20 protein-coding genes are annotated in these 20,658 nt (G+C 48.8%); 9 read left to right on the forward strand and 11 right to left on the reverse strand.

Features of this window, described 5'->3' with window-relative positions; genetic code table 11:
* Positions 1-147: 147 nt before the first annotated feature.
* The gene (hemB, locus tag MJO57_RS31545; protein ID WP_252021520.1) at positions 148-1,149 is read left to right on the forward strand and encodes a porphobilinogen synthase; all 1,002 of its coding nucleotides are present in this window, start codon (positions 148-150) and stop codon (positions 1,147-1,149) included.
* Positions 1,150-1,176: 27 nt separating this feature from the next.
* On the opposite strand, the gene MJO57_RS31550 is transcribed toward hemB, so the two are convergent.
* Positions 1,177-2,691 (reverse strand): IS66 family transposase, encoded by a 1,515-nt coding sequence (locus tag MJO57_RS31550; RefSeq protein WP_252017330.1) that lies wholly within the window; start codon positions 2,689-2,691, stop codon positions 1,177-1,179.
* 293 nt (positions 2,692-2,984) lie between these two features.
* Between MJO57_RS31550 and ppk1 the strand changes: the two genes are divergently transcribed.
* Positions 2,985-5,174: a polyphosphate kinase 1 gene (ppk1, locus tag MJO57_RS31555; RefSeq protein ID WP_252021530.1), complete on the forward strand. Its 2,190-nt coding sequence runs from the start codon at positions 2,985-2,987 to the stop codon at positions 5,172-5,174.
* Between the two features lie 220 nt (positions 5,175-5,394).
* On the opposite strand, the gene MJO57_RS31560 is transcribed toward ppk1, so the two are convergent.
* The 5 genes from MJO57_RS31560 to MJO57_RS31580 form a co-directional block, all read right to left on the reverse strand.
* Positions 5,395-6,672: a hypothetical protein gene (locus MJO57_RS31560; RefSeq protein ID WP_252021533.1), complete on the reverse strand. Its 1,278-nt coding sequence runs from the start codon at positions 6,670-6,672 to the stop codon at positions 5,395-5,397.
* Positions 6,657-7,349: a hypothetical protein gene (locus MJO57_RS31565; protein ID WP_252021535.1), complete on the reverse strand. Its 693-nt coding sequence runs from the start codon at positions 7,347-7,349 to the stop codon at positions 6,657-6,659. Before MJO57_RS31565 ends, MJO57_RS31560 begins: the two co-directional genes overlap by 16 nt.
* Before the next feature lie 118 nt (positions 7,350-7,467).
* Positions 7,468-7,950, reverse strand: a complete 483-nt coding sequence (locus tag MJO57_RS31570) for an IS1595 family transposase (RefSeq protein WP_252026893.1) — start codon at positions 7,948-7,950, stop codon at positions 7,468-7,470.
* A complete protein-coding gene (locus tag MJO57_RS31575; protein WP_252018524.1) occupies positions 7,919-8,407 on the reverse strand; it encodes a transposase in 489 nt (162 codons plus the stop codon). The genes MJO57_RS31570 and MJO57_RS31575 overlap by 32 nt, the downstream gene beginning before the upstream one ends.
* Positions 8,408-9,191: 784 nt before the next feature.
* On the reverse strand, positions 9,192-9,998 hold the full coding sequence (locus MJO57_RS31580; protein WP_252021537.1) for a carbon-nitrogen hydrolase family protein: 807 nt from the start codon (positions 9,996-9,998) through the stop codon (positions 9,192-9,194).
* Positions 9,999-10,080: 82 nt separating this feature from the next.
* On the opposite strand from MJO57_RS31580, the gene MJO57_RS31585 reads away from it, so the two are divergent.
* Together MJO57_RS31585 and MJO57_RS31590 are read left to right on the forward strand one after the other, a co-directional pair.
* Entirely contained in the window at positions 10,081-10,866 is a 786-nt protein-coding gene (locus MJO57_RS31585) for an NRDE family protein (protein WP_252021539.1), read from the forward strand.
* Positions 10,867-10,932: 66 nt separating this feature from the next.
* Entirely contained in the window at positions 10,933-11,334 is a 402-nt protein-coding gene (locus tag MJO57_RS31590; RefSeq protein WP_252021541.1) for a hypothetical protein, read from the forward strand.
* A 22-nt stretch (positions 11,335-11,356) separates the two neighbouring features.
* On the opposite strand, the gene ptsP is transcribed toward MJO57_RS31590, so the two are convergent.
* Both ptsP and rppH read right to left on the reverse strand, forming a co-directional pair.
* The gene (gene ptsP, locus MJO57_RS31595; RefSeq protein ID WP_252027151.1) at positions 11,357-13,633 is read right to left on the reverse strand and encodes a phosphoenolpyruvate--protein phosphotransferase; all 2,277 of its coding nucleotides are present in this window, start codon (positions 13,631-13,633) and stop codon (positions 11,357-11,359) included.
* A 174-nt stretch (positions 13,634-13,807) separates the two neighbouring features.
* A complete protein-coding gene (gene rppH, locus MJO57_RS31600; RefSeq protein ID WP_252021543.1) occupies positions 13,808-14,296 on the reverse strand; it encodes an RNA pyrophosphohydrolase in 489 nt (162 codons plus the stop codon).
* Positions 14,297-14,591: 295 nt separating this feature from the next.
* On the opposite strand from rppH, the gene MJO57_RS31605 reads away from it, so the two are divergent.
* From MJO57_RS31605 to MJO57_RS31615, 3 genes are all read left to right on the forward strand, one after another.
* Positions 14,592-15,248: an HAD family phosphatase gene (locus MJO57_RS31605; protein ID WP_252021546.1), complete on the forward strand. Its 657-nt coding sequence runs from the start codon at positions 14,592-14,594 to the stop codon at positions 15,246-15,248.
* 174 nt (positions 15,249-15,422) lie between these two features.
* Positions 15,423-16,058 carry a hypothetical protein gene (locus MJO57_RS31610; RefSeq protein ID WP_252021548.1) on the forward strand — a complete coding sequence of 212 codons (636 nt, stop codon included), beginning with the start codon at positions 15,423-15,425 and terminating at the stop codon, positions 16,056-16,058.
* A gap of 402 nt (positions 16,059-16,460) precedes the next feature.
* On the forward strand, positions 16,461-16,808 hold the full coding sequence (locus MJO57_RS31615) for a hypothetical protein (protein WP_252021550.1): 348 nt from the start codon (positions 16,461-16,463) through the stop codon (positions 16,806-16,808).
* Between the two features lie 150 nt (positions 16,809-16,958).
* Here the strand turns inward: MJO57_RS31615 and MJO57_RS31620 are convergent, their stop codons facing one another.
* Both MJO57_RS31620 and MJO57_RS31625 read right to left on the reverse strand, forming a co-directional pair.
* Positions 16,959-17,183 (reverse strand): hypothetical protein, encoded by a 225-nt coding sequence (locus MJO57_RS31620; RefSeq protein ID WP_252021552.1) that lies wholly within the window; start codon positions 17,181-17,183, stop codon positions 16,959-16,961.
* Positions 17,184-17,276: 93 nt separating this feature from the next.
* Positions 17,277-18,464, reverse strand: coding sequence for a transposase (locus MJO57_RS31625; protein ID WP_252021554.1), 1,188 nt, complete (start codon positions 18,462-18,464; stop codon positions 17,277-17,279).
* Between the two features lie 114 nt (positions 18,465-18,578).
* Here MJO57_RS31625 and MJO57_RS31630 point away from each other — a divergent pair, with 114 nt between their 5' ends.
* A complete protein-coding gene (locus tag MJO57_RS31630; RefSeq protein ID WP_252021556.1) occupies positions 18,579-19,373 on the forward strand; it encodes a phytanoyl-CoA dioxygenase family protein in 795 nt (264 codons plus the stop codon).
* On the opposite strand, the gene MJO57_RS31635 is transcribed toward MJO57_RS31630, so the two are convergent.
* Positions 19,374-20,045 carry an N-acetylmuramoyl-L-alanine amidase gene (locus MJO57_RS31635; protein ID WP_252021558.1) on the reverse strand — a complete coding sequence of 224 codons (672 nt, stop codon included), beginning with the start codon at positions 20,043-20,045 and terminating at the stop codon, positions 19,374-19,376.
* A gap of 104 nt (positions 20,046-20,149) precedes the next feature.
* On the opposite strand from MJO57_RS31635, the gene MJO57_RS31640 reads away from it, so the two are divergent.
* Positions 20,150-20,545 (forward strand): phnA protein, encoded by a 396-nt coding sequence (locus tag MJO57_RS31640; RefSeq protein WP_252021560.1) that lies wholly within the window; start codon positions 20,150-20,152, stop codon positions 20,543-20,545.
* Positions 20,546-20,658: the final 113 nt, after the last annotated feature.

The following is a 20,658-nucleotide window of genomic DNA, read 5'->3' on the forward strand; positions in this document are numbered from 1 at the left end:
TTCCAGTAGCTAACACCTTGAGTTGGATACGACAATTCCTGCAAACTCATACGTTCTTTCCCGTATAATGCCACCGCCATTGCAGAAAGAAAAATCGTCAAATTTGAAAACGGGGCTGTTTTTTAACAGCTCTGAAGGATAACCCCTATGATTCAGCGCCCTTTTCCTGCTGCCCGCCCAAGGCGTATGCGTTACAACGACTTTTCCCGCCGCCTGATGCGCGAAAGTCAACTTTCCGTCGACAACCTCATCTACCCACTGTTTATCGTTGACGGTAACCAGCAGCGTCAACCGGTTGCATCCATGCCGGGTGTTGAACGCCTCAGCATTGATTTGCTTCTTGAGGAAGCCGCTGAGCTGGTCGAGCTGGGTATTCCAGCGATAGCACTGTTTCCGGTCACCCCGGCTGACAAGAAATCCGCGCTGGCGGAAGAGGCCTGGAACCCGGAAGGCCTTGCCCAGAGCGCGGTTCGGGCACTGAAAAACCAGTTCCCGGAGCTGGGTGTGATTACCGATGTTGCGCTGGATCCATTTACCTCCCATGGTCTTGATGGCCTGACCAATGAGGATGGTTATGTGATCAATGATGAAACGGTTGCAGCCCTTGTCCGTCAGGCACTGTCTCATGCAGAGGCAGGCGCCGATATTGTTGCCCCATCGGACATGATGGATGGTCGGATTGGTGCCATCCGCCAACGACTGGAAGCGGAAGGCCACATCAATACCCGTATTCTGGCTTACTCTGCCAAATACGCCTCCAACTACTACGGCCCCTTCCGGGACGCTGTGGACTCAGCCGGCAACCTTGGCAAAAGCAATAAATTCAGCTTCCAGATGGACATTGCCAATGGTGATGAAGCGCTGCACGAGGTCGCTGCAGATCTGGCAGAAGGTGCGGATATGGTGATGGTCAAACCAGGCATGCCCTACCTGGATGTCGTTCATCGCGTTAAAGAGGCGTTCAAGGTGCCCGTCTTTGCCTACCAGGTCAGTGGCGAATACGCCATGCATAAGGCCGCAGCTGCCAATGGCTGGCTCGATGGCGATGCCGTTATGATGGAATCGTTGATCTGTTTTCGCAGAGCCGGAGCTGACGCCATTCTGACTTACTTTGCAAAAGATGCCGCCAGGCTTTTGGCCGCTTCATAGCAATAGATAAACGTTCATGCCGGGTAACTATTCAGCACTGAGCAAAGGCATATTACAGTAATTCCGAACAGCTCTATGAAGTGATTGATATATGTCCATTCCCTGTTTTCTGGCAGACGACAAATAGCTGCGAATCCGTGCAAACATAGAACCACCGTCTGCACTCCTGAAGCAGCCTGAGATTTTCTGCTTTAACTTGGCCATTCGAACATCCCGCTCACTGCCATTGTTATCGAAGGGAATGGTAAAATCTGACATGAAGCGCAGTGTCTCAGCCTTGAACTCAGTGAGTCGTTTGAAGAGATTGTAAGCTTTAGTATTCTTGACTTTCTTGCGCTTAAGCTCCTCTCGTTGCTTCTCCATATAGACGACTTCTTTCATTAGAGCCCGCTGAAGCAACCGGTCATAAATCTTCTCGATTCGTTCACAGACAACACTTGGCATCTGTAGCATACCTATGGTCTTAAAGCCCTTGCAGTAATGCCAGGAAAGCCTCAGTAGCTTCATCAATCGCAACGCCAGTTGATTGCTGTCCCTATCAACAACACCCAAAAGCTCCCTCAGGTGATGGGCATTGCAAAGTACGTGAGTTGCCGCATATGCAAAATAGGATTTCCAATGATCATGAACCAGAACGCCTGCAAATGTTAGCAGTATGCCCATCGTGTCCATGGCCTCACGACCTCGCTTTTCAGACAAGTAGTAGAGCGTCCATTGTTCATCCCGCATAACGTGTAGCCAGTGCAAAGAGCCCTCGGCCCGCATACCCGTTTCATCGGCTCCGGCAACAGACGATTCCCGCAAGGCGTCACGAATAACCTCTTCAGTAGAAGCCAGATTTTCATAGGTTCTGGCCACAAAATTGGCGACAGTGCCTGCACTTACACTCATTTTATAGAGAGTATTAAAATACTCTGACACGCGCTTAAAAGGCAGGAAATGGTATTGGTTAAGATAGACGGCCATAGCCTGTGTGGCTGAGCCATATTGTGCGGCAGCGGTAACACCTTCCGGGAATTCAGCCTGATTCCGACAACCACAAGTGCAGATTTTTACTTCAGCTCTATGGGCCGTTACTTCAAATTCACCCGGTCTCCCTGGTTCAAACACCTGTCGTTCAATATATTTGACCGGCTCACTATCAAGAAGAGACGCCTGACATTTATTGCATTCTTTAACCGGAAGGTACTCAATATAGTCAGGGATATCGACCTGTTTAAGACAAGTGCCCTGATGCCCTTTCTTTCCACCGGCTTTATTACCAGAAGACTGTCTCAGACTTTTAGGATTGGGTTTTTCATCCGATGGATCGGTACCTTTATCTGCGGAAAGGTCGTCAGAATGATCTGGAGAATTACTGTTTTTACAAGGTTTTTGATAACCATCAGACGATGGCGGCTTGCTGCTGTTTTGACTGTTCTTGCCAACCTTTTCTTCCAATTCTCGACATCGCTCTTCCAGACAGGCAACTCTCATCCGCAGCTCTGCATTCTCTTTCAAGAGAATCTCAGCCGACATAGTTGCGGGTAGTTCTGGAATCATGCTGGCGAATATTGTGGAAAAATGGTGCTTAAGAGGATGGTATAAAAATCAGAAAATTCCAGATTTATGTGGGGGTGCTGAACAGTTACTATGCCGGAAGAGTGGCCTTTAATTATTTTCTGTTAGAATTAAATGAATAATGCGACACTCTCCCTGCCACTTAAATTACCGTTCCGAGAGTCGCCTGTTTTCCGGGCCATTGGTTGAATCTCTCACAAGATCCATGACAAAAGCCACTGAAACCGGTCATCATAAGCCTGACTGCTGCTATTTTTGCTGAGAAATGAGGTCATATGGATAATCCCCAACAGTCGGATGTTCAGGACACCCAGGCCCAACCATCTGAGCTTGCCGAGCCAATAGCCAACAAACCCCCAAAGGTCAGTGACTACCAGAACCCGGACTATTACATCAATCGTGAACTCAGCCATCTGGCGTTTAATTTCCGGGTTTTGCAGCAGGCATTAAATGAAGAGTACCCGCTGCTGGAACGCTTCCGTTTTCTGCTGATTTTCAGCTCCAACCTCGATGAATATTTTGAAATCCGGGTTGCGGGTCTGATGCAGCAGGTCGACTTCTCCCGTGAGCAAGTGGGACTCGATGGCATGGGACCACAGCAGGTCCTGAAAGAGATCAGCCAGAAGGCCAAAGAATACGTTGAGCTTCAGTATCAGATACTGAATGACAGTCTGTTACCTTCGCTCAGAAAAGAGGGCATTCGCTTTCTGCGCCGCAATGAGCTGACGGAAAAACAAAAGGCATGGATCAAGCGCTTCTTTTACCATGAAGTGATGCCCATTATCAGCCCCATTGGACTGGACCCTGCCCACCCGTTCCCAAGGCTGGCAAACAAGCTGCTTTGCTTTATCGTCTCCCTGGAAGGAAAAGATGCTTTTGGCCGTGATACCGGCATGGCCATCATCCCGGCACCACGGTCTTTACCACGGATCGTCAAACTGCCGGAAGATATCTGCGATGGTCGGGGGAATGACTACGTATTTCTCTCGTCAATCATCCATCGTCATGTCAGCGACCTGTTCCCGGGCATGGATATCAAAGGCTGTTATCAGTTCCGCCTGACCCGTAACAGCGACCTGGATCTTGAAGATGAGGTTGAAGACCTGGCCAAGGCACTGCAGGGCGAACTGCTTTCCCGTCGCTACGGTAAAGCGGTACGGCTGGAGGTAGCCGACAACTGTCCACAACCACTGGTTGATTTCCTGCTCAATGAGTTTGGCCTGACCAATGAAGACGTTTATCAGGTCAGTGGTCCGGTAAACCTGACCCGCATGATGTCCATTTGCGATACCAATAACAAACCGGACCTGGTGTTTCCTCCCTTTACCCCGGGGTATCCAAAAGGGCTACACAGTAAACGCAAACACAGCAACAATGTGCTTGATCTGGTCGCCAAACAGGACATCCTGCTGCACCACCCCTTCGAATCCTTCACGCCAGTGGTGGATATGCTTCGCCAGGCCGCCAAGGACCCTGATGTGCTGGCCATTCGGCAAACCCTTTATCGCACAGGTGCTCATTCCGAAATGGTGGATGCCCTGGTAGAAGCCGCCAGGCAGGGTAAAGAGGTGACGGTTGTTGTCGAAATCCGTGCCCGGTTTGATGAGGAGGAAAACCTGGCGCTGGCCCGTCGCCTGCAGGAAGCAGGAGCCGTCGTCGTATACGGTGTCGTTGGCTATAAGACACATGCCAAGATGATGTTGATTGTTCGCCGTGAAGGGCGGCATATTCAGCGTTATGCCCATCTTGGTACGGGTAACTATCATGCCGCCAATGCCCGTCTCTATACCGATTACAGCCTGCTGACCTGTGACAAGACACTGACCAACGACGTTCATAAAATCTTCCAGCAGCTGACGGGCATGGGGCGTGCAGTTCGTGTTCGCAAGCTGTTCCATGCGCCCTTTACGCTGAAAAAGAACCTGATTGATCTGATCAATCAGGAAACCAGTAATGCCAAAGAAGGCAAACCGGCCCGAATCATCATCAAAATTAACTCGCTCACCGAGTCTCACATGATTAAAGCGTTGTTCAAAGCTTCCCAGGCCGGTGTCGAAGTTGATCTGATCGTGCGTGGCATCTGCTGCCTCAGACCCGGCATTGAAGGGCTCTCGGAGAACATCCGTGTGCGCTCCATTGTCGGACGGTTTCTTGAGCATACCCGCGTCTATTATTTTGAAAATGGCGACGATGATGCACTGGTCTATTGCTCAAGCGCAGATGCCATGATCCGAAACCTGGATATGCGTATCGAAACCTGCTTCCCCATAGAAGACCCAAAACTGGCCGCCCGGATCAAAAAAGAGTTGGACTACTACCTCACCGATAACACCCGGAGCTGGCAGCTGCAAAGTGACGGCGAATACGAGAAGAACCGGCCTGTTCGGAGTCAGCGTCGACGTAATGCCCAGGAACGGTTGATGGATACACTGGCAATTATCGCCAACAAACCGTTGACTGACTAACTTATAATCTGCGGTGGTTCAGGCAGTAAGTTCTCGAAAAGCGCTGGAAGCAGGATAATTTCGGTCAGTCGTCTATCATAGCTTTCATTGGTGTTTATGTGGAAGGAAGGTGTTGATCTTTAATCAATTGTTCTGCATGGATAGGTCTGCATGGATAGGTGGCAGGCTCGATTTTGGAAGAATTTTAAATGCACTCTCAATAGATGATTTTTGATAAGAGTCAGGGTATTTCGTCTATTGAAAGTGACGCCCAAAAGTTTTCATCGAATAAATCAAAATTCTCTGATGAGAGGAGTTCATCAATATACCCTGGTAGTTCCAGATTCTTGAGACCTATAGTTTCTATAATTCGTGAAATTAAATTCTCGTTCGGAAAGCCTTTACCATGACAGATGGAAGAAATGGATCTCAGCAGTTGCCGGTCAAGCTGGCCATCCTTCTGGAGGTTTGGTAGCTTCAGCAGCATGTCCACTTCCCCGGCTTTGGGAAAGCCCCGGCTACTCATCATGGAAGAAATGGAGCTCAGCAGTCGCTGGTCAAGCTGGCTATCCTTCCAGAGGCTCGGTAGCTCCAGCAGCGTGTCCACATCCCCGGCTTTGGGAAAGCCCCGGCTACTCATCATGGAAGAAATGGAACTCAGCAGTTGCCGGTCAAGCTGACCATCCTTCCGGAGGCTCGGAAGCTTCAGCAGCATGTCCACTTCCCCGGCTTTGGGAAAGCCCCGGCTACTCATCATGGAAGAAATGGAGTTCAACAATTGCCGGTCAAGCTGGCCATCCTTCCGGAGGCTCGGTAGCTTCAGCAGCGTGTCAACGTCCCCGGCTTTGGGAAAGCCCCGGCTACTCATCATGGAAGAAATGGAGCTCAGCAGTTGCCGGTCAAGCTGGCCGTCCTTTTGGAGGCTCGGTAGCTTCAGCAGCGTGTTCACGTCCGCGGCTTTGGGAAAGCCTTTACCATTACGGATAGAAGAAATGGAACTCAGCAGTTGCCGGTCAAGCTGGCCATCCTTCTGGAGGCTTGGTAGCTTCAACAGCGTGTCCACGTCCCTGGCTTTGGGAAAGCCTTTTCCATTACAGATGGAAGAAATAGAGCTCAGCAGTTGCCGGTCGAGCTGGCCATCCTTCTGGAGGCTCGGTAGCTTCAGCAGCGTGTCCACGTCCTCGGCTTTGGGAAAGCCTTTACCATGACATATGGAAGAAATGGAGCTCAGCAGTTGCCGGTCAAGCTGGCCATCCTTCTGGAGGCTCGGTAGCTCCAGCAGCGTGTCCACGTCCCCGGCTTCGGGAAAGCCTTTACCATGACAGATGGAAGAAATGGACCTCAGCAGTTGCCGGTCAGGCTGGCCATTCTTCTGGAGGCTCGGTAGCTTCAGCAGCGTGTCCACGTCCCCGGCTTTGGGAAAGCCCCGGCTACTCATCACGGAAGAAATGGAACTCAGCAGTTGCCGGTCAAGGCTGGCCATCTTCTGGAGGCTCGGTAGCTTCAGCAGCGTGTCCACGTCCCCGGCTTTGGGAAAACCTTTACCACTACAGATGAAGAAATGGAGCTCAGCAGTTGCCGGTCAAGCTGGCCCTCCTTCTGGAGGCTCGGTAGCTTCAGCAGCGTGTCCACGTCCCCGGCTTTGGGAAAACCTTTACCACTACAGATGGAAGAAATGGAGCTCAGCAGTTGCCGGTCAGGCTGGCCATCCTTCTGGAGGCTCGGTAGCTTCAGTAGCGCGTCCACGTCCCCGGCTTTGGGAAAGCCCCTACTCATCATGGAAGAAATGGAGCTCAGCAGTTGCCGGTCAGGCTGGCCATCCTTCTGGAGGCTCGGTAGCTTCAGCAGCGTGTCCACGTCCCCGGCTTTGGGGAAGCCTTTACCATTACAGATGGAAGCAATGGATGTAATAAATGGATAACATGCTATTGCTTGTACATCACGGTCTTCAATACTCAGAAACTCGTTAATGTTTTTCTTTGTTCTTGAGCTTCCTTCGCCCTTCAAGAGCATGCTGGTAATCGTACCCGTGTTTTTAACGGTTCTTTCCACACTGCTAAAATAAATGCCAAGCTTGGATATCAGTTGGACTTTCGACTCATTCGGGCAAGAATTAACCAGCTTATCCAGCGTTGGTTTGACGGTGATTTTGCGTTCCTGGCAAAAGCTCTTTAATTGATCTAAATTCGCTATCAATGAATCTTGTTGATACTCATTTCCACGAACCGGTCGTTTTCTTTTTAATTTTTCATCCTGTACTGCATCTTCAATGTGAGAAACATTTCTCTTTAGGCTCTTTTCCAATTCCAGACTGCTATGTAACCAGCAAGTTGACTAAGGGCTGAAGAAGACTTTTGCCTCTTCGGCCAATATTATGCAAAAACTCAAAAAAGCCAAGGTAAAGGGGTAAAGCCTCTTGGGATATTCCCCTGTGAGGCCTTAGCCACGAGCGTAGAAGTGACCAAAACCCCTCCATAGTATTAACATGCACCTCGTAAATACCGTCTTTGTCATCATCACGAGCATACTCACCTTTGCCGTGACAGACCGTTTTATGTCTGAAGCCCCAGCTTTCAAGGTCATCATAGATGTTGTATTCATCGGTATAAATCTGGCTCTGTGGGGCTACGTGTTTCTTGATAAATGGTTCGATTGTCGCCTTCTTAACGTTCGACAGCATGTTGATAATGACCTGACCTCCCCTTTGAATCATTCCCAATACCGGCGGTTTGTCTTTTTCAAGAGTCCCACGGCCCGGAGCGCCTTTAAGCCTTCTTTTTCTCGGTGGACGATCCAGATTTTTTTAATGCTTCAGGGTGTCCCTTGTGACCAGCTACAATGTAGACCTCGTCGAATTCAACTTCGCCATCAAGAATCACTTCAGGCTTTCGGTCAACAACACCATTTCGTAAGACTGTGGTCATATGGTGTGCATCACTGACACACAGATCAAGTTCCTGAGCTATCTGGCTGTTGGAGACGTTCAGCCCCATTAAATAGAGACAGGCAATCCAGACTTTGAGTGGTCGGTGGTGTCCTGCGAAAACCGTATTTGTCAGGTCATCGAAGTAGCGCTTACAGGACTTACAGTAATAGTGCTGGCACTCTACCTGCACATTGTCGTGTCCATTCTTTTTGACATTCTCAGAATCACAGTGCGGACAGAGAACAGTGCCATCTGGCCAGCGGTTCTCACGGATCATCTCAAAGCAGGTGTCATTACTGATGATATCTGAGATTCGGCCTATATTCATGGTCAATGCTGGCGATGGCTAATTATATCCACCAAGGATAGTTCAGCAGTTCGGAATTCGAAAAGAGCCTCTCTTTAAAGATATTTTTTCTTTAGAGGGCTCATAATTATCGATGGTTGGGAGACTGCTCCCAATGGGTTCTTGTCTTGATACGTGCCAACCTGAATAGAAAGAGCTTGATGGTCTTGATGATGTTGTGTGATCACTACCAGAAGTTAATCCTGTGGAATTCGCATTCCCCGTCGCCAGACTTGATTGATTATAGAGTGGGATCATTGTATGCACTCAAAAAGTATGCACTCAAAAAGCGATACTTGATTCACACGACAACCATTGTGCAGCACTCTCGATTTTCTGAGCCAATCTCGGGGATGCCCGCTACCTGCATGACTATCAGTTAAATAGTGCCAGAATGAAAGCCCATATTGTCGGCAGGTTTTCCTGAGGCTTGCAAAGCTATCCCGGCTCCGTCGGCCGCTCTCACTTTTGGTGCCACCACTGATTTTACGCCGTTTGACGTGTTCTCTTATCCGGCTTTCGCTGAGGTTGTTATGAAGAGACAGTACCGGGTTATCCAGAACCATCAACAATTCCTGTTCAATTACAGCAAGACCTGCCAGCGCCTCCTGTAGATCTGAGCAACGGGTTTGTGTCTGGTGAAGCTGAACAATGTGCTGTAGCTGCTGAGTTATGAAAGCAAGCAGCTTTTCAGTAGAAAGGTTATCAGGCAATGTATTCATGAAACTGAAAGGTAGACTGTAGAGACGGTATTTTCCTCAAAATATTAGTTTTTGAGGACATACTTCAGGCAGGGCATTTGCTGGCGAACTCGCACCAGCTCTGCCAGATCCAGTTCCGCGATAATCACCCCAGCTCCTTCAGCAGGGGCTTCAGCAAGAATATCCCCCCAGGGTGAAATGATCATGCTGCGCCCATAGGTCTGCCGGCCATCAGCATGTGTACCCGCCTGATTGGCTGCCAATACATAGCACTGACTTTCAATGGCCCTGGCTCTTAGCAACACTTCCCAATGCGCTTCACCGGTTACTTTGGTGAAGGCAGAAGGTACGGTGAATACGGTTGCCCCCTGCGCCACCAGATAGCGGTACAGCTCAGGAAAGCGGAGATCATAGCAAATAGAGAGACCAACCTTTGCCTGGCCAATATCGACCAGCTCAGGTCCTGCTCCGGGGATAAAATCATCAGACTCCCTATACCGTCCTTTACCATCGGATACCTCTGCATCAAACAAATGCATTTTCTGGTAACAGGCGACTTCCTTTCCTTCAGGGTTATAAACAAGACAGGAAGCATGGTGACGCCCATCACAACTATCCCGAATAGGCACTGCACCGCCAATAAACCAGGCAGCCAGTGTTTTTGCCGTTGATGCCATCCACTCTCTTATCTCATCCGCTTGTAAAGCCACTTCAGCCTGGGGGCCGCCCAGCATGGCAAAGCATTCCGGCAGAACAAAAATATCTATTTGCTCTTGTTGATGAGCCATTAATAGACGTTCAATTACCGCAAGATTTTCAGAAACAACAAGTCCCGAGCAAACCTGAATCACTGCTGCTTTAAGCCTACTCATTATTATTTCCCCATGCTTTTTCGCATAATGGATGGTAATTTATTTTTGCTGAATCTGATAAAGCTACCAGATAATAAAAAACATGTGTCTTATTGTTTTTTCATGGCAGCCCGATAGTCAGTATCCGCTTATTCTGGCTGCCAATCGAGATGAATTTTACCGGCGCCCAACGCAGGCAGTTGACTTCTGGAAAGACTGGCCCGATGTATTTGGTGGCCGGGACCTTGAAGCAGGCGGTAGCTGGATGGCCATTAACCGAAATGGGCGCTTTGCTGCCGTGACCAACTACCGGGAAACCCCCAACCCTGCTGGCTTATATTCCAGAGGTGCCCTGGTCGCCAACTTTGTCACAGGCTCCCAGCCTGCATTTGACTATCTGCACACTCTTCAGCAACAGACTGATAAATGGGCTGGCTTCAATCTCCTGGTTAAGGACTCAACAGGTCTTTATTACTTTAGCAACCGAGCAAAAGAGCAAAAGATTTCGCCCTTATCTTCCGGGATATATGGTTTAAGTAACCATCTGCTGGACACACCCTGGCCAAAGCTGTTGAGAGCACGCCATCGCTTTACAAGAGCAATGCAAGAATCAATTCCCCCAGACAGTAAACGGCTTGTTGAGCTAATGCAGGATAGTTATCAACCACCGGAGGAACAGTTACCGGATACCGGGGTCAGTAAAGAAGTGGAAAAACGGCTTTCCAGCTGTTTTATTGCCAGCAAAGACTATGGTACCCGAAATACCAGCGTATTGATGATTGATCACCAAAATCAGCTGCAATGGGCTGAACAGGGCTATCTACAAGAAGGAGTCACCAGTGAAAGTCGTCAGTTCAAGATCAAACTGCAGCAGAATCAGCTAAGCTAGGGAAGCACTCAAACAGCAGTTGCCAGAACCGAGACCTCGCTTATGCTTGCCCGCTTGTGCTATGCCATGCTTCTCTCTTTGTTGGTACCATTGACCTGTATTTGGGCTGACGATAGCTGGGTAGAAATCGGTTCAGCCAAAGCAAGGGTCAGTGAAAATACCTTGATGATTTTTCCCCGGACTGAAGATGCATACAGCAAACTTCGTTTCCATATCGTTCATGGGGATATCATCTTGCACCAGGCTCACATCTATCTGAACAAGGGCGATGTATTTAATGTCAATCTGCAGAAAACGATTAAAGGCAAAAAGAATGGCGATGATGGACAGGATTACTCCAGAGCAATTCCACTGACAGTCTCACAGCAAAGTCCCATAAAGAAAATCAAAGTATTTTATAAATTTAAAAAACAGCAGGTAGCATCCAGGCCAGTCACTATTGAATTGCTTGGCGTTCCTGCAAACTAGCCGTCTGCTTAACGTTGACCAGCTAGAAGCGGCGACTCTTGATACCAAGAACCTTTCCCATTCCTTCTTTACAAAGGGATAGTTCCAGGGAACTACGGATAACCTGAGCATTATCGTGCTTCATTAAATCCGACAATATCTTCTTGGCACGATCCATACCGATGCGCCGTAATACCCACTTTACCTTTAACAGGTTAACTGCGCTCATAGACAGCATGTCGAAGCCCATCGCCATTAACAGCACTGCAGCCGCAGGATCTCCAGCCATTTCACCGCAGATGCTGACCGTCTTTCCTTCCTGATGGGCATCATCCACAACCTTTTGCAAGGCATGCAGAACGGCGGGATGAAAGGAGTGATAAAGATCTGAAACCCGGGGATTGTTGCGGTCTACGGCCAGCAGGTATTGAACAAGATCATTAGACCCGATGGAAAGAAAGTCAACGCGTTGTGCAAGATCTTTAACCATATAAACGGCTGCAGGCACTTCGACCATCACACCCACCGGTGGCATCGATACCGGTAAACCTTCGGCAAGTACTTCTGCATGGGCACGATGAATCAGGTGTTGCGCTTCCTCGACTTCAAAAACACTGGACACCATAGGCAACATAATCCGGAGATTACCCAGACCTGCACTGGCTTTCAACATAGCCCTGACCTGCACCAGAAAGATTTCCGGATGATCCAGTGTTACCCGAATACCCCGCCATCCAAGAAAAGGATTATCTTCCTTGATAGGAAAATAGCTCAGAGACTTATCCCCTCCAATATCCAGTGTTCTCATGGTAACCGGTCGCGGGGCAAACGCTTCAAGCTGATGACGATAGATTTTTTCCTGCTCTGATTCACTGGGAAAACGATCCCGAACCATGAAAGGGACTTCTGTCCGGTAAAGGCCAACACCTTCCGCCCCACGATCCAGTGAGCGGATAGTATCGGTCATCAGGCCCGTATTGACCCATAGCGGAATACGGTAATTATCCGGGGTCTCACAAGGCAGATCCCGGATGGCTTCCAAACCCTTGCTGAACTGATTCTCCTCTTCGAGTACTTCAGTGTAATAATCCAGCAGCTCCTTGGCTGGAGAGGAGTACACCAGACCGAGATTGCCATCCACAATCAGTTTTTTACCGGAAAGCTTATGAAAAGGAAGGTCAACCACTCCCATTACGGTGGGTACACCTAAAGCACGGGCAAGAATAGCGACATGAGAGTTACTGGAACCCTGCATGGAAACCAGACCCGCCAGGGACTCCTCCGGAACCTCACCCAGCATGACCGGAGAAAGCTCCTCACTGATCAGAATCGTTTTCTGCGGGTATTCAACTCTCGCATGCTCTCCCTGCTGGAGATGAGACAGTACTCTGCGTCCGAGATCCCTCACATCAGTAGCCCGTTCACGGAGATAATGATCGTCCATCATTTCGAAATTGCGGATATGCTCTTCAATAACCTGCCGCAAGGCACCTTGCGCCCAGGCACCGCACCGAATCCGCTCTCTTATCTCCTGCCCAAGGGCCCGGTCATCGAGCATTCTCAGATAGACGTCAAAGAGCGCCTGTTCTTCAGCAGGCAAACGATCAGAAAGCCGCTCAGCGGTGTCTTTCATTTCTTCCCGCACTGCAGCCAGCGCGCGGTCAAGCAACGCAAGCTCAAGATCCATATCCTTACAGGCTCGCTCAGGCACTGCGCCAAGATCAGCCGGAGGCGTAATAACCACCGCATCACCAATCGCTACCCCTGTGGCACCTGCACTCCCCTGAAAGCGCGCAATTCGTTTTTTTCGGGTCGGCGTGGCGACATTATTGATGGAGCCGGTTGCCTGAGCATGGGCAATAACCCCGGCCAATTGAGCAGACATAGTGACCAGAAAGGCTTCTTCATGCTCATCAAAGCGCCGCTGCTCAACCTGCTGAACCACCAGGACACCAAGCGTGTTGCGATGATGGATGATGGGGACACCCAGAAAAGAGGTAAAGCGCTCTTCCCCAGTTTCACGGATGTAGTGAAACTTCGGATGAGAAGCAGCCTCTTCAAGATTTATGGGCTCTTCACGCAGCCCGACCTGGCCAACAAGACCTTCGGAGTGAGAGAGAGTAACCTGCCCCACAGCAGAAGGATTCAAACCTTCTGAAGCCATCAGCGTATAAAAGGCACTCTCAGAGTCATATAGATAGACTGAGCACACCTCGGTTTTCATGGCACCACGAACCCGCTGCACAATAATCTGCAGTGCCACCTGTAGATCAGAGGCAGAACTGACTTCCTGTACGATATTGCGCAGGGTGTTTAGCATATCTATCACATCCCCGGTCTGATAATACTTGCTGCAACTACTTTAACAGTACAATAGCAATCCATGGCAAATTATATTGTCTTGTAACATCCTTCTTTCTATCGCAGCCCACCAGTTTGAACATATATCCATATGTCAACACAGGATCACTGACTGACAAGCAGTACATCGTTATCAGTCGTTGGACTGTAACTTCCCGATTCTGGGCACCAACTCTTTCAGTGCCCGTCTGTATACTTCCCGTTTAAACGAAACCACCTGGCCAAGAGGATACCAGTAACTCACCCAGCGCCAGCCATCAAATTCCGGGGACCTCGTGTGGTCAACCCGAATACGGTCATCATTGCTCAGCAGCTTCAGCAGAAACCACTTCTGTTTCTGCCCGATGCACAGCGGTTGCTGATCCCGGCGAACGAGTCGTCTCGGCAGACGATAACGTAACCACCCCCGGGTACAGCCAAGGATTTCTACATCCTCTGGATGGAGACCAATCTCCTCAAACAGCTCTCTGTACATCGCATCTTCCGGCGTTTCCCCATCGTTGATACCACCCTGGGGAAATTGCCAGGCATCCTGCCTGATCCGCCGAGCCCACAATACCTGACCGTGATGATTCGCCAGGATAATGCCTACATTTGGCCTGAATCCATCGATGTCAATCACGTATATGGCTACCTTAGGGCCACCATACTGTGTTACGAATACCCCCTCATCCGGGAACATAACCATAGCCACACACTAAAATGGAGCATGCAGCTGACTATTCCGGAAACCATAGGATTAGACGCAGTCACTTTTCGGTGGCCACTTAAACTATTACTTATCACGCATTGTTTCACAAACGAATACAACACAGCAAACCGGCTTTTCACCAGGGGGGTGATTCTCAATTTAAGCCAGGCAGGTCAAATCTGTATAATATCCTCAAGTTCAGCCTGAATAATAAACTGGAGTAAGAATGGCACTGGCAATCTTTGATCTGGATAACACCCTGATTGCTGGCGACAGTGATGCCCTGTGGGGAGAGTTTATGGTCGCCAACGGTCTGGTTGATACTGAAAGTTTCAGGGCAGATAACAACCGCTTCTATGAACAGTACAAACAGGGCGTTATGGACATTTGGGAGTATCTGGATTTCTGCCTTAAGCCATTGACGCAATATCCCCTTGAAGCGTTGGAAAGCTGGCATGGCCAGTTTATGGAGCAGGTAATAATTCCCATCCTTTTGGATAAAGGCCTTACCCGGATTGCAAAACATCGTCAGCAGGGAGATCACATTATGATGATCACTGCGACCAACCGTTTTGTGACCGAACGCATAGCTGAACAATTCAAGGTGGATACCCTGCTGGCCATTGATCTTGAGGTCAGCGATAGCCACTATACCGGCAAGGTTACCGGAACTCCCACCTACCAGCAGGGGAAAGTACTCCGCCTGCAGGAGTGGCTCAACCAGCATCCTGAACACTCTATGGCAGGTAGCTACTTTTACAGTGACTCACAAAATGACCTGCCGCTGCTGAAAAAGGTCGATAACCCTGTCGCCGTAGACCCAGATCCGGAACTCAAAAGATTCGCCGAGAAACAGGGCTGGAAAATAATCAGTTTCCGCTAATCACGGAAAAGTTAACCGGCCAACAATCGCTTTGAGAGATGTTGACAAATTCAATAAATCTTCATTTGTTCTGCTGTTGACTTGTTAATAGGAAGAATGATTCTTTTTAAGGCTATAAAAAATCAGCTAGGTTAATTGGGCTTCTTTTTTCATAACAATGATCTGGAGAATTTTATGGATAACAGTGGGCAGTACGGTTTGTCCCATAGTCATTCATCAGTTGACAATACCTATCGACTTCAGACAGAAGAACCATCGGCAACCGGCTCCGGAGGCAGTGCAAGTGTGACCTTCCAGGGCGCGTCGGTGTCCACTGCCGACAATAGTACTACCGGATTTCCCGGAAACAATGCCCGACAAGATGCTGTAAATACAGAAATTGCAGCAAGAAGCGTACTAACCGTTGAAGCGCCCGGAACTCAAGGCATTTGGCTACCCGGAGGTATCTATAGATATTCCTCAGATACGGGTGACCGCAGATTCAAGGTGCTATCAGTTGATGATCATGGTGTTCACATCAAATTATTCCCGGTAGACGCCCGGCAAAAGTCGTTTACTGCCCGAGAAAGAGGGAATTCAGGCGATCATGGAATGGTTCAGGGTTGTCCCGGCCATTCCCCGGAAAATCTGTTGGTTAGTCATGCCCCCTTCACGCACGATGCGATGAATCAATTAGATGCGTCTCTAATGGGCATTGGGCAGGTTGCTGGATGGGAAATGGAAGGATACAACCTTTGGGCAAATAACCCGCGCGCTGGATATTTCATTAATTTAGAACACTTTATGGATTTTTTTGCTTCCCACAAGTGAGTAATAAAACATGGCTCTTATCTCTTCCGTATAGTGGGCTCTATTGGTAAAAGAGGAGCTTCTGTTGTAAACAATTGTTTCTTTACAGTGGCAGCAGGTAGCAAAACTTTATCTGAAAGATAAGGCTCATATCTGCTGATCATTCCCTATCTATATCGCCTGTCGAAATGCAGTTTAGTGTTCTATTGATGCCAATTAACAATCGACACGTGCAGTCTATTCCAAGAAATCTGCCACTCCCATGCAGATATCGTTAACTTTGCCCTTTAATCATAAAGATCACGAACACCAGTCGGCTACTTTTTAATATGACTTCAGTGCATATACGGATACACTCCTTAAAGATGGAACTTTAGTCTCTAACAAGCTTAATACTAAAGTACATGACGAGGAGCTGTAGCGATGTCTCACTACAACGAAGAACAGCTGAACACCCTGCTCCAATCATTGATGGATAGCACCGATAATCGCTCAATGATGGATCTTCTCGAGTCAGCCCATAAAGGCTTTTCCCGGGGAGCCAATGACTTTGTCGAACTGGCAACAGGAAACATGTTGCCAGCCGATATTAAAAATAATCTGCGGATTTACCCCCTGGCACAAATTCTGGTCAGCATTGTCAAATATCATGAGCTGAACAAGAACACGGATATTATTCGCAAAACCGTACTGGCCTTGCTGGATAGCCTTGAAGATAGCCTACATCCAGAGACTTATGATGCCCAGACACTGGAGACAACGCTGCACTGACAACCTTCTATCAAAATCCACTGCATCCTCGACTTTAGAGTCTGTATAAAACGATAATTCGGTCAGCTTTTTATAGTGAAGCAAGCCGAAATCAGTGAACTGTTTTTCCAAGTTCGTTATTACTTCCGTTTTTTGCCTAAAAGCCTTTAGTTATGCTGCTTCTGAATTATCCGGTATTAACTGGTCGATCAGATCGCGAAAATTGAACTCATATTTTTGCTTATATCTGTTCCAGCCCTTGCGAATAGAGAACCTCGGAATAATTCCTGAAAGAGCAATTTTCATCATGCCTGCAGTGGTTGTATCCGGGCTTCTCCAGGGTATCCGAGAAATATTCAGACATGCCTGATTTTTACAAACGGTTAATAACTGCAATGGCTCTTATTGGATTACAGACTGTTCCCAGATTGAACCTGGCTGAAGCACTTATCATTAAAGGCTCTCAGAGCTTTGCTCGGCAATTTGCCCTCAAGCCTTACATTGCGTGGTCCACATCCAATTTTCACTGCAGAGCAGTTCGGAAATCAAATAGAGCCACTGCAATAATGCATAGCCTGCCATTTTCAAATGCATCCATCGAAGCAGTGTTCGCAATTTCTGCTGCCATAAATGGCAACAGCCAAAAGCATGTTTGAGTTGGTGAAACATTGGCTCTACCGGCCATCTCCGGGAATAGGCACGAAGCACCTCCAGTCCCTCAAGTTCCGGATTGGTCGAGATGAATATTCTGCTTTCGGTCAGACCTTTGTCATTTTCAAAGCGACTCCAGACGACGCGTACTTCACGACCTTTAAGGAATCTGGCGCGACAGATCAGGGTACGATAACGTATTTTGCGAAATTTGCCGTACATCCATACTGTTGCTTTTTCTTCCGGCAGTTTCTTAACCTGTTCTGTCGTCATCTTGATGCCGTACTTTTTTGGGCGCCCTCGCTTCTTTACGGTGGGTGCTGGCGGCAAAGCATAGAGGGCCCGATTTGAAGGTATCTGACCAACAACTTCTATGTTCATTTCCAGAGCTGGCTTTATCAGTGTCCAGTTCATATACCAGCAATCGGTTAGCAGGCGTAGCACTCGATCCTTCACTTCATTGCGTACCACCCTGAGCATGGCCACGGCAATTTTCAGTTTGCTGGTGTTACCTGAAGCTGGTGTCGGAAATGAGATCACCGGTATGGCGGTAAATACTTCATCTGCAGCCCGCTCAAATATGATGGCCAGGGAAACCCAACACTGCCCCCAGATGTACGTCGGCCGATTGCGTTTCTTGCTGTGTTGATGATGTGTACGACAAGCAGGGGCTTTGTCGGAAAACCGTTCGATTACCCAGTCATCAAGCCCCAGGACCACAGGTTGATTCTCAGGAGCTTTGGAGCAGACCAGACGGATCAAGTGGCGTGCCAAGTTCTTCCATTGCCACTTGCCCTGAGATAGCCAGTGGTGGTAGCTGCTCCACACACAATGAAAATCAATTGTTAACAACGCCTGTGTAACAAAGCCGTCGGCTGAAAGCATGCAACCGAACAGCAGTTCGCAGAACGTTGGTACTGCAGTTGATGATAGCGCTCCAGCAAGAAAGGTTGTATATGAAGCGAGCTCCCTGAGGATTACTTGATGATCTGAAGTGAGCATGGCAACCATCTCGAATTTCGTCATTGGGGATGGTTGCTTTTAGCAGATTATGCGCCGGAACTATTGTGCTCTTAAAACTCTAAAGTCGAGCACTGCATCAAAACCGCATCAAAAACCACTGAATGGGGTAATTGAATAATGATCGACCCGAGTGAACTGCAGGAAAAAGGTTACCTCATCGTTCCTGACCTGGTTCCTGAGCAGTTACTCCAGCCCGCCATCAACGCCATTACCGACTTTCTGGATGTTAATCTGGATGATCCCACGACCTGGTATCAGAAGAACCTGGGGAGCAATGGCATTGTCCCCATTCATCACCATCAGGCACTCTGGAATATCCGCCAGTATGAGCCTGTTTATCGATTGTATGCGGATCTGTTCAAGACAGATGATCTCTGGGTAAGATTGGATCGGGCCTCCTTCAAACCTCCCTGGCGCCCAGAGCATCCGGATGACAAAGACGACAGTCAGATCCATCTGGATAGTTACCCGGAAAGGGTGTTCCAGCCAAGATACCAGGGCATGCTCTACCTGACGGACACAGCGGAAAATCAGGGGGCATTCTGTTGTGTTCCCAGTCTCTATAGCGGAAAACAAACAACGCTGAATCGCAGCTCTCTACGTTTCACGGATGAAGACCTGAAAGGTCATGACATTGTCCACCTGGCGGGAAAGGCCGGAACCTTCCTTCTCTGGGACTCACGACTCCCCCATGCCAGCAGCCTGAACCATCACGCCAAGCCGCGTCTTACTCAATATATCTCTATGTTCCCGGCGGGTACCGAAGATAATCGGGAGGCGCGTATTCAGTTATGGCGTGAAAAAAGAGCACCTGAACGCTGGCGCAACCTTCCTTACCAACAGGATCCGGAACCTGGTCTGCCTGCTAAACTGACGCCACTGGGAGAACAGCTTCTGGGTCTGAGCCAGTGATCAGGAACCCACCGTTCCCTTAGCCTCTTCAATAAGGCGCACCGTCGTTTCTGTCAGCAAGCTTACCGAGTGCCAGAAGTGGCTTTTGGCTTCTATCGACTCAGGCTCACTCGCTTTCAGTTGCATCAAACGCTCTTGCAGTGCTTTCGGGCAGACCGCCGGACGCAAGGGAGCCTCATACCCCGGGTAGTTCTCCCGATAAAAACGGTGCCAGTCAAAGAGCATTCCGGGGTCCGCTTTGCCACGAAAGCCAGCAATATGCTCATGGCCAACGACTCTCTCAGGGTGCCGGAGATTCGGATAATGTTCTTTAAATCTGGCCATCACCCCATGCAGAGAATGATATTGCTCGTCAGTAAACGGAAATACATTGCCGTTATAATTCACCAACTCAATGCCAATAGAGCAATCATTTAACCCATGAACCCCTTCCCATTCACTAACCCCCGCATGCCAGCCGCGATGTACATGGCCATTCAGGCAGTCTACCAGCTCATAAATCTCACCATCAGTATCGATCACCAGATGTGAAGACACACAGGATTCGGGGTTCGTAAATATAGCCAGAGTATCTTTCAGGTCTACCGCTGTATAATGAATTACCAGATAATCCACAGGAATTAACCAGTCATCCCTGTTCGCAGTTTTTACCCTGTTGACATTCAAAGTCATAAGCAAGCAGCCAGATAGGTATCGATCAATTTATCATTGTCTGATTCTCCAGAGACTGCAAGCTGTCACAACGTAACGAGAAAGAAATTATTGGAGGATACACAATGGCCAAAGGGCTATTAAAGCACCGGGAGCGACAGAGTGCCCTGAGTCTGTTGGGAAAAGATCTGGCGCGCCGGGCAAAATCAAAATGTGAACTGTGTGAAGCCTCCGGAGTTCCGCTGTCCATCTATGAGGTAGAGCCCGTTCCCGGCGAGCCAGACTACGACCATTGTCTGATGCTTTGTGAAACCTGTAAAACGCAACTGGAGAATCCAAAGCACCTGGAGCCTAACCACTGGCGCTGCCTGACCAAAAGTATCTGGAGCCAGATACCCGCCGTTCAGGTGGTTTCTCTCAGGCAGTTGAGGAAATTATCGGCAAAACAGGATTGGGCGATTGAAGCACTGGAACAGGCATACATTGAGCCTGACATTGAGCAGTGGGCAGGCTCAGAGTAAGTAGCCAGAAATATTCGATTCCATATGGCCAGCTACTTAACAGTCAAGAAAGCTTTTCATCAAAAAAGCCCGGATTCTTGTTGGGAAGCATCCGGGCCTGATATTACCATTAT

The organism is Endozoicomonas sp. SCSIO W0465, from assembly GCF_023716865.1.
Classification (GTDB): Bacteria; Pseudomonadota; Gammaproteobacteria; order Pseudomonadales; family Endozoicomonadaceae; genus Endozoicomonas.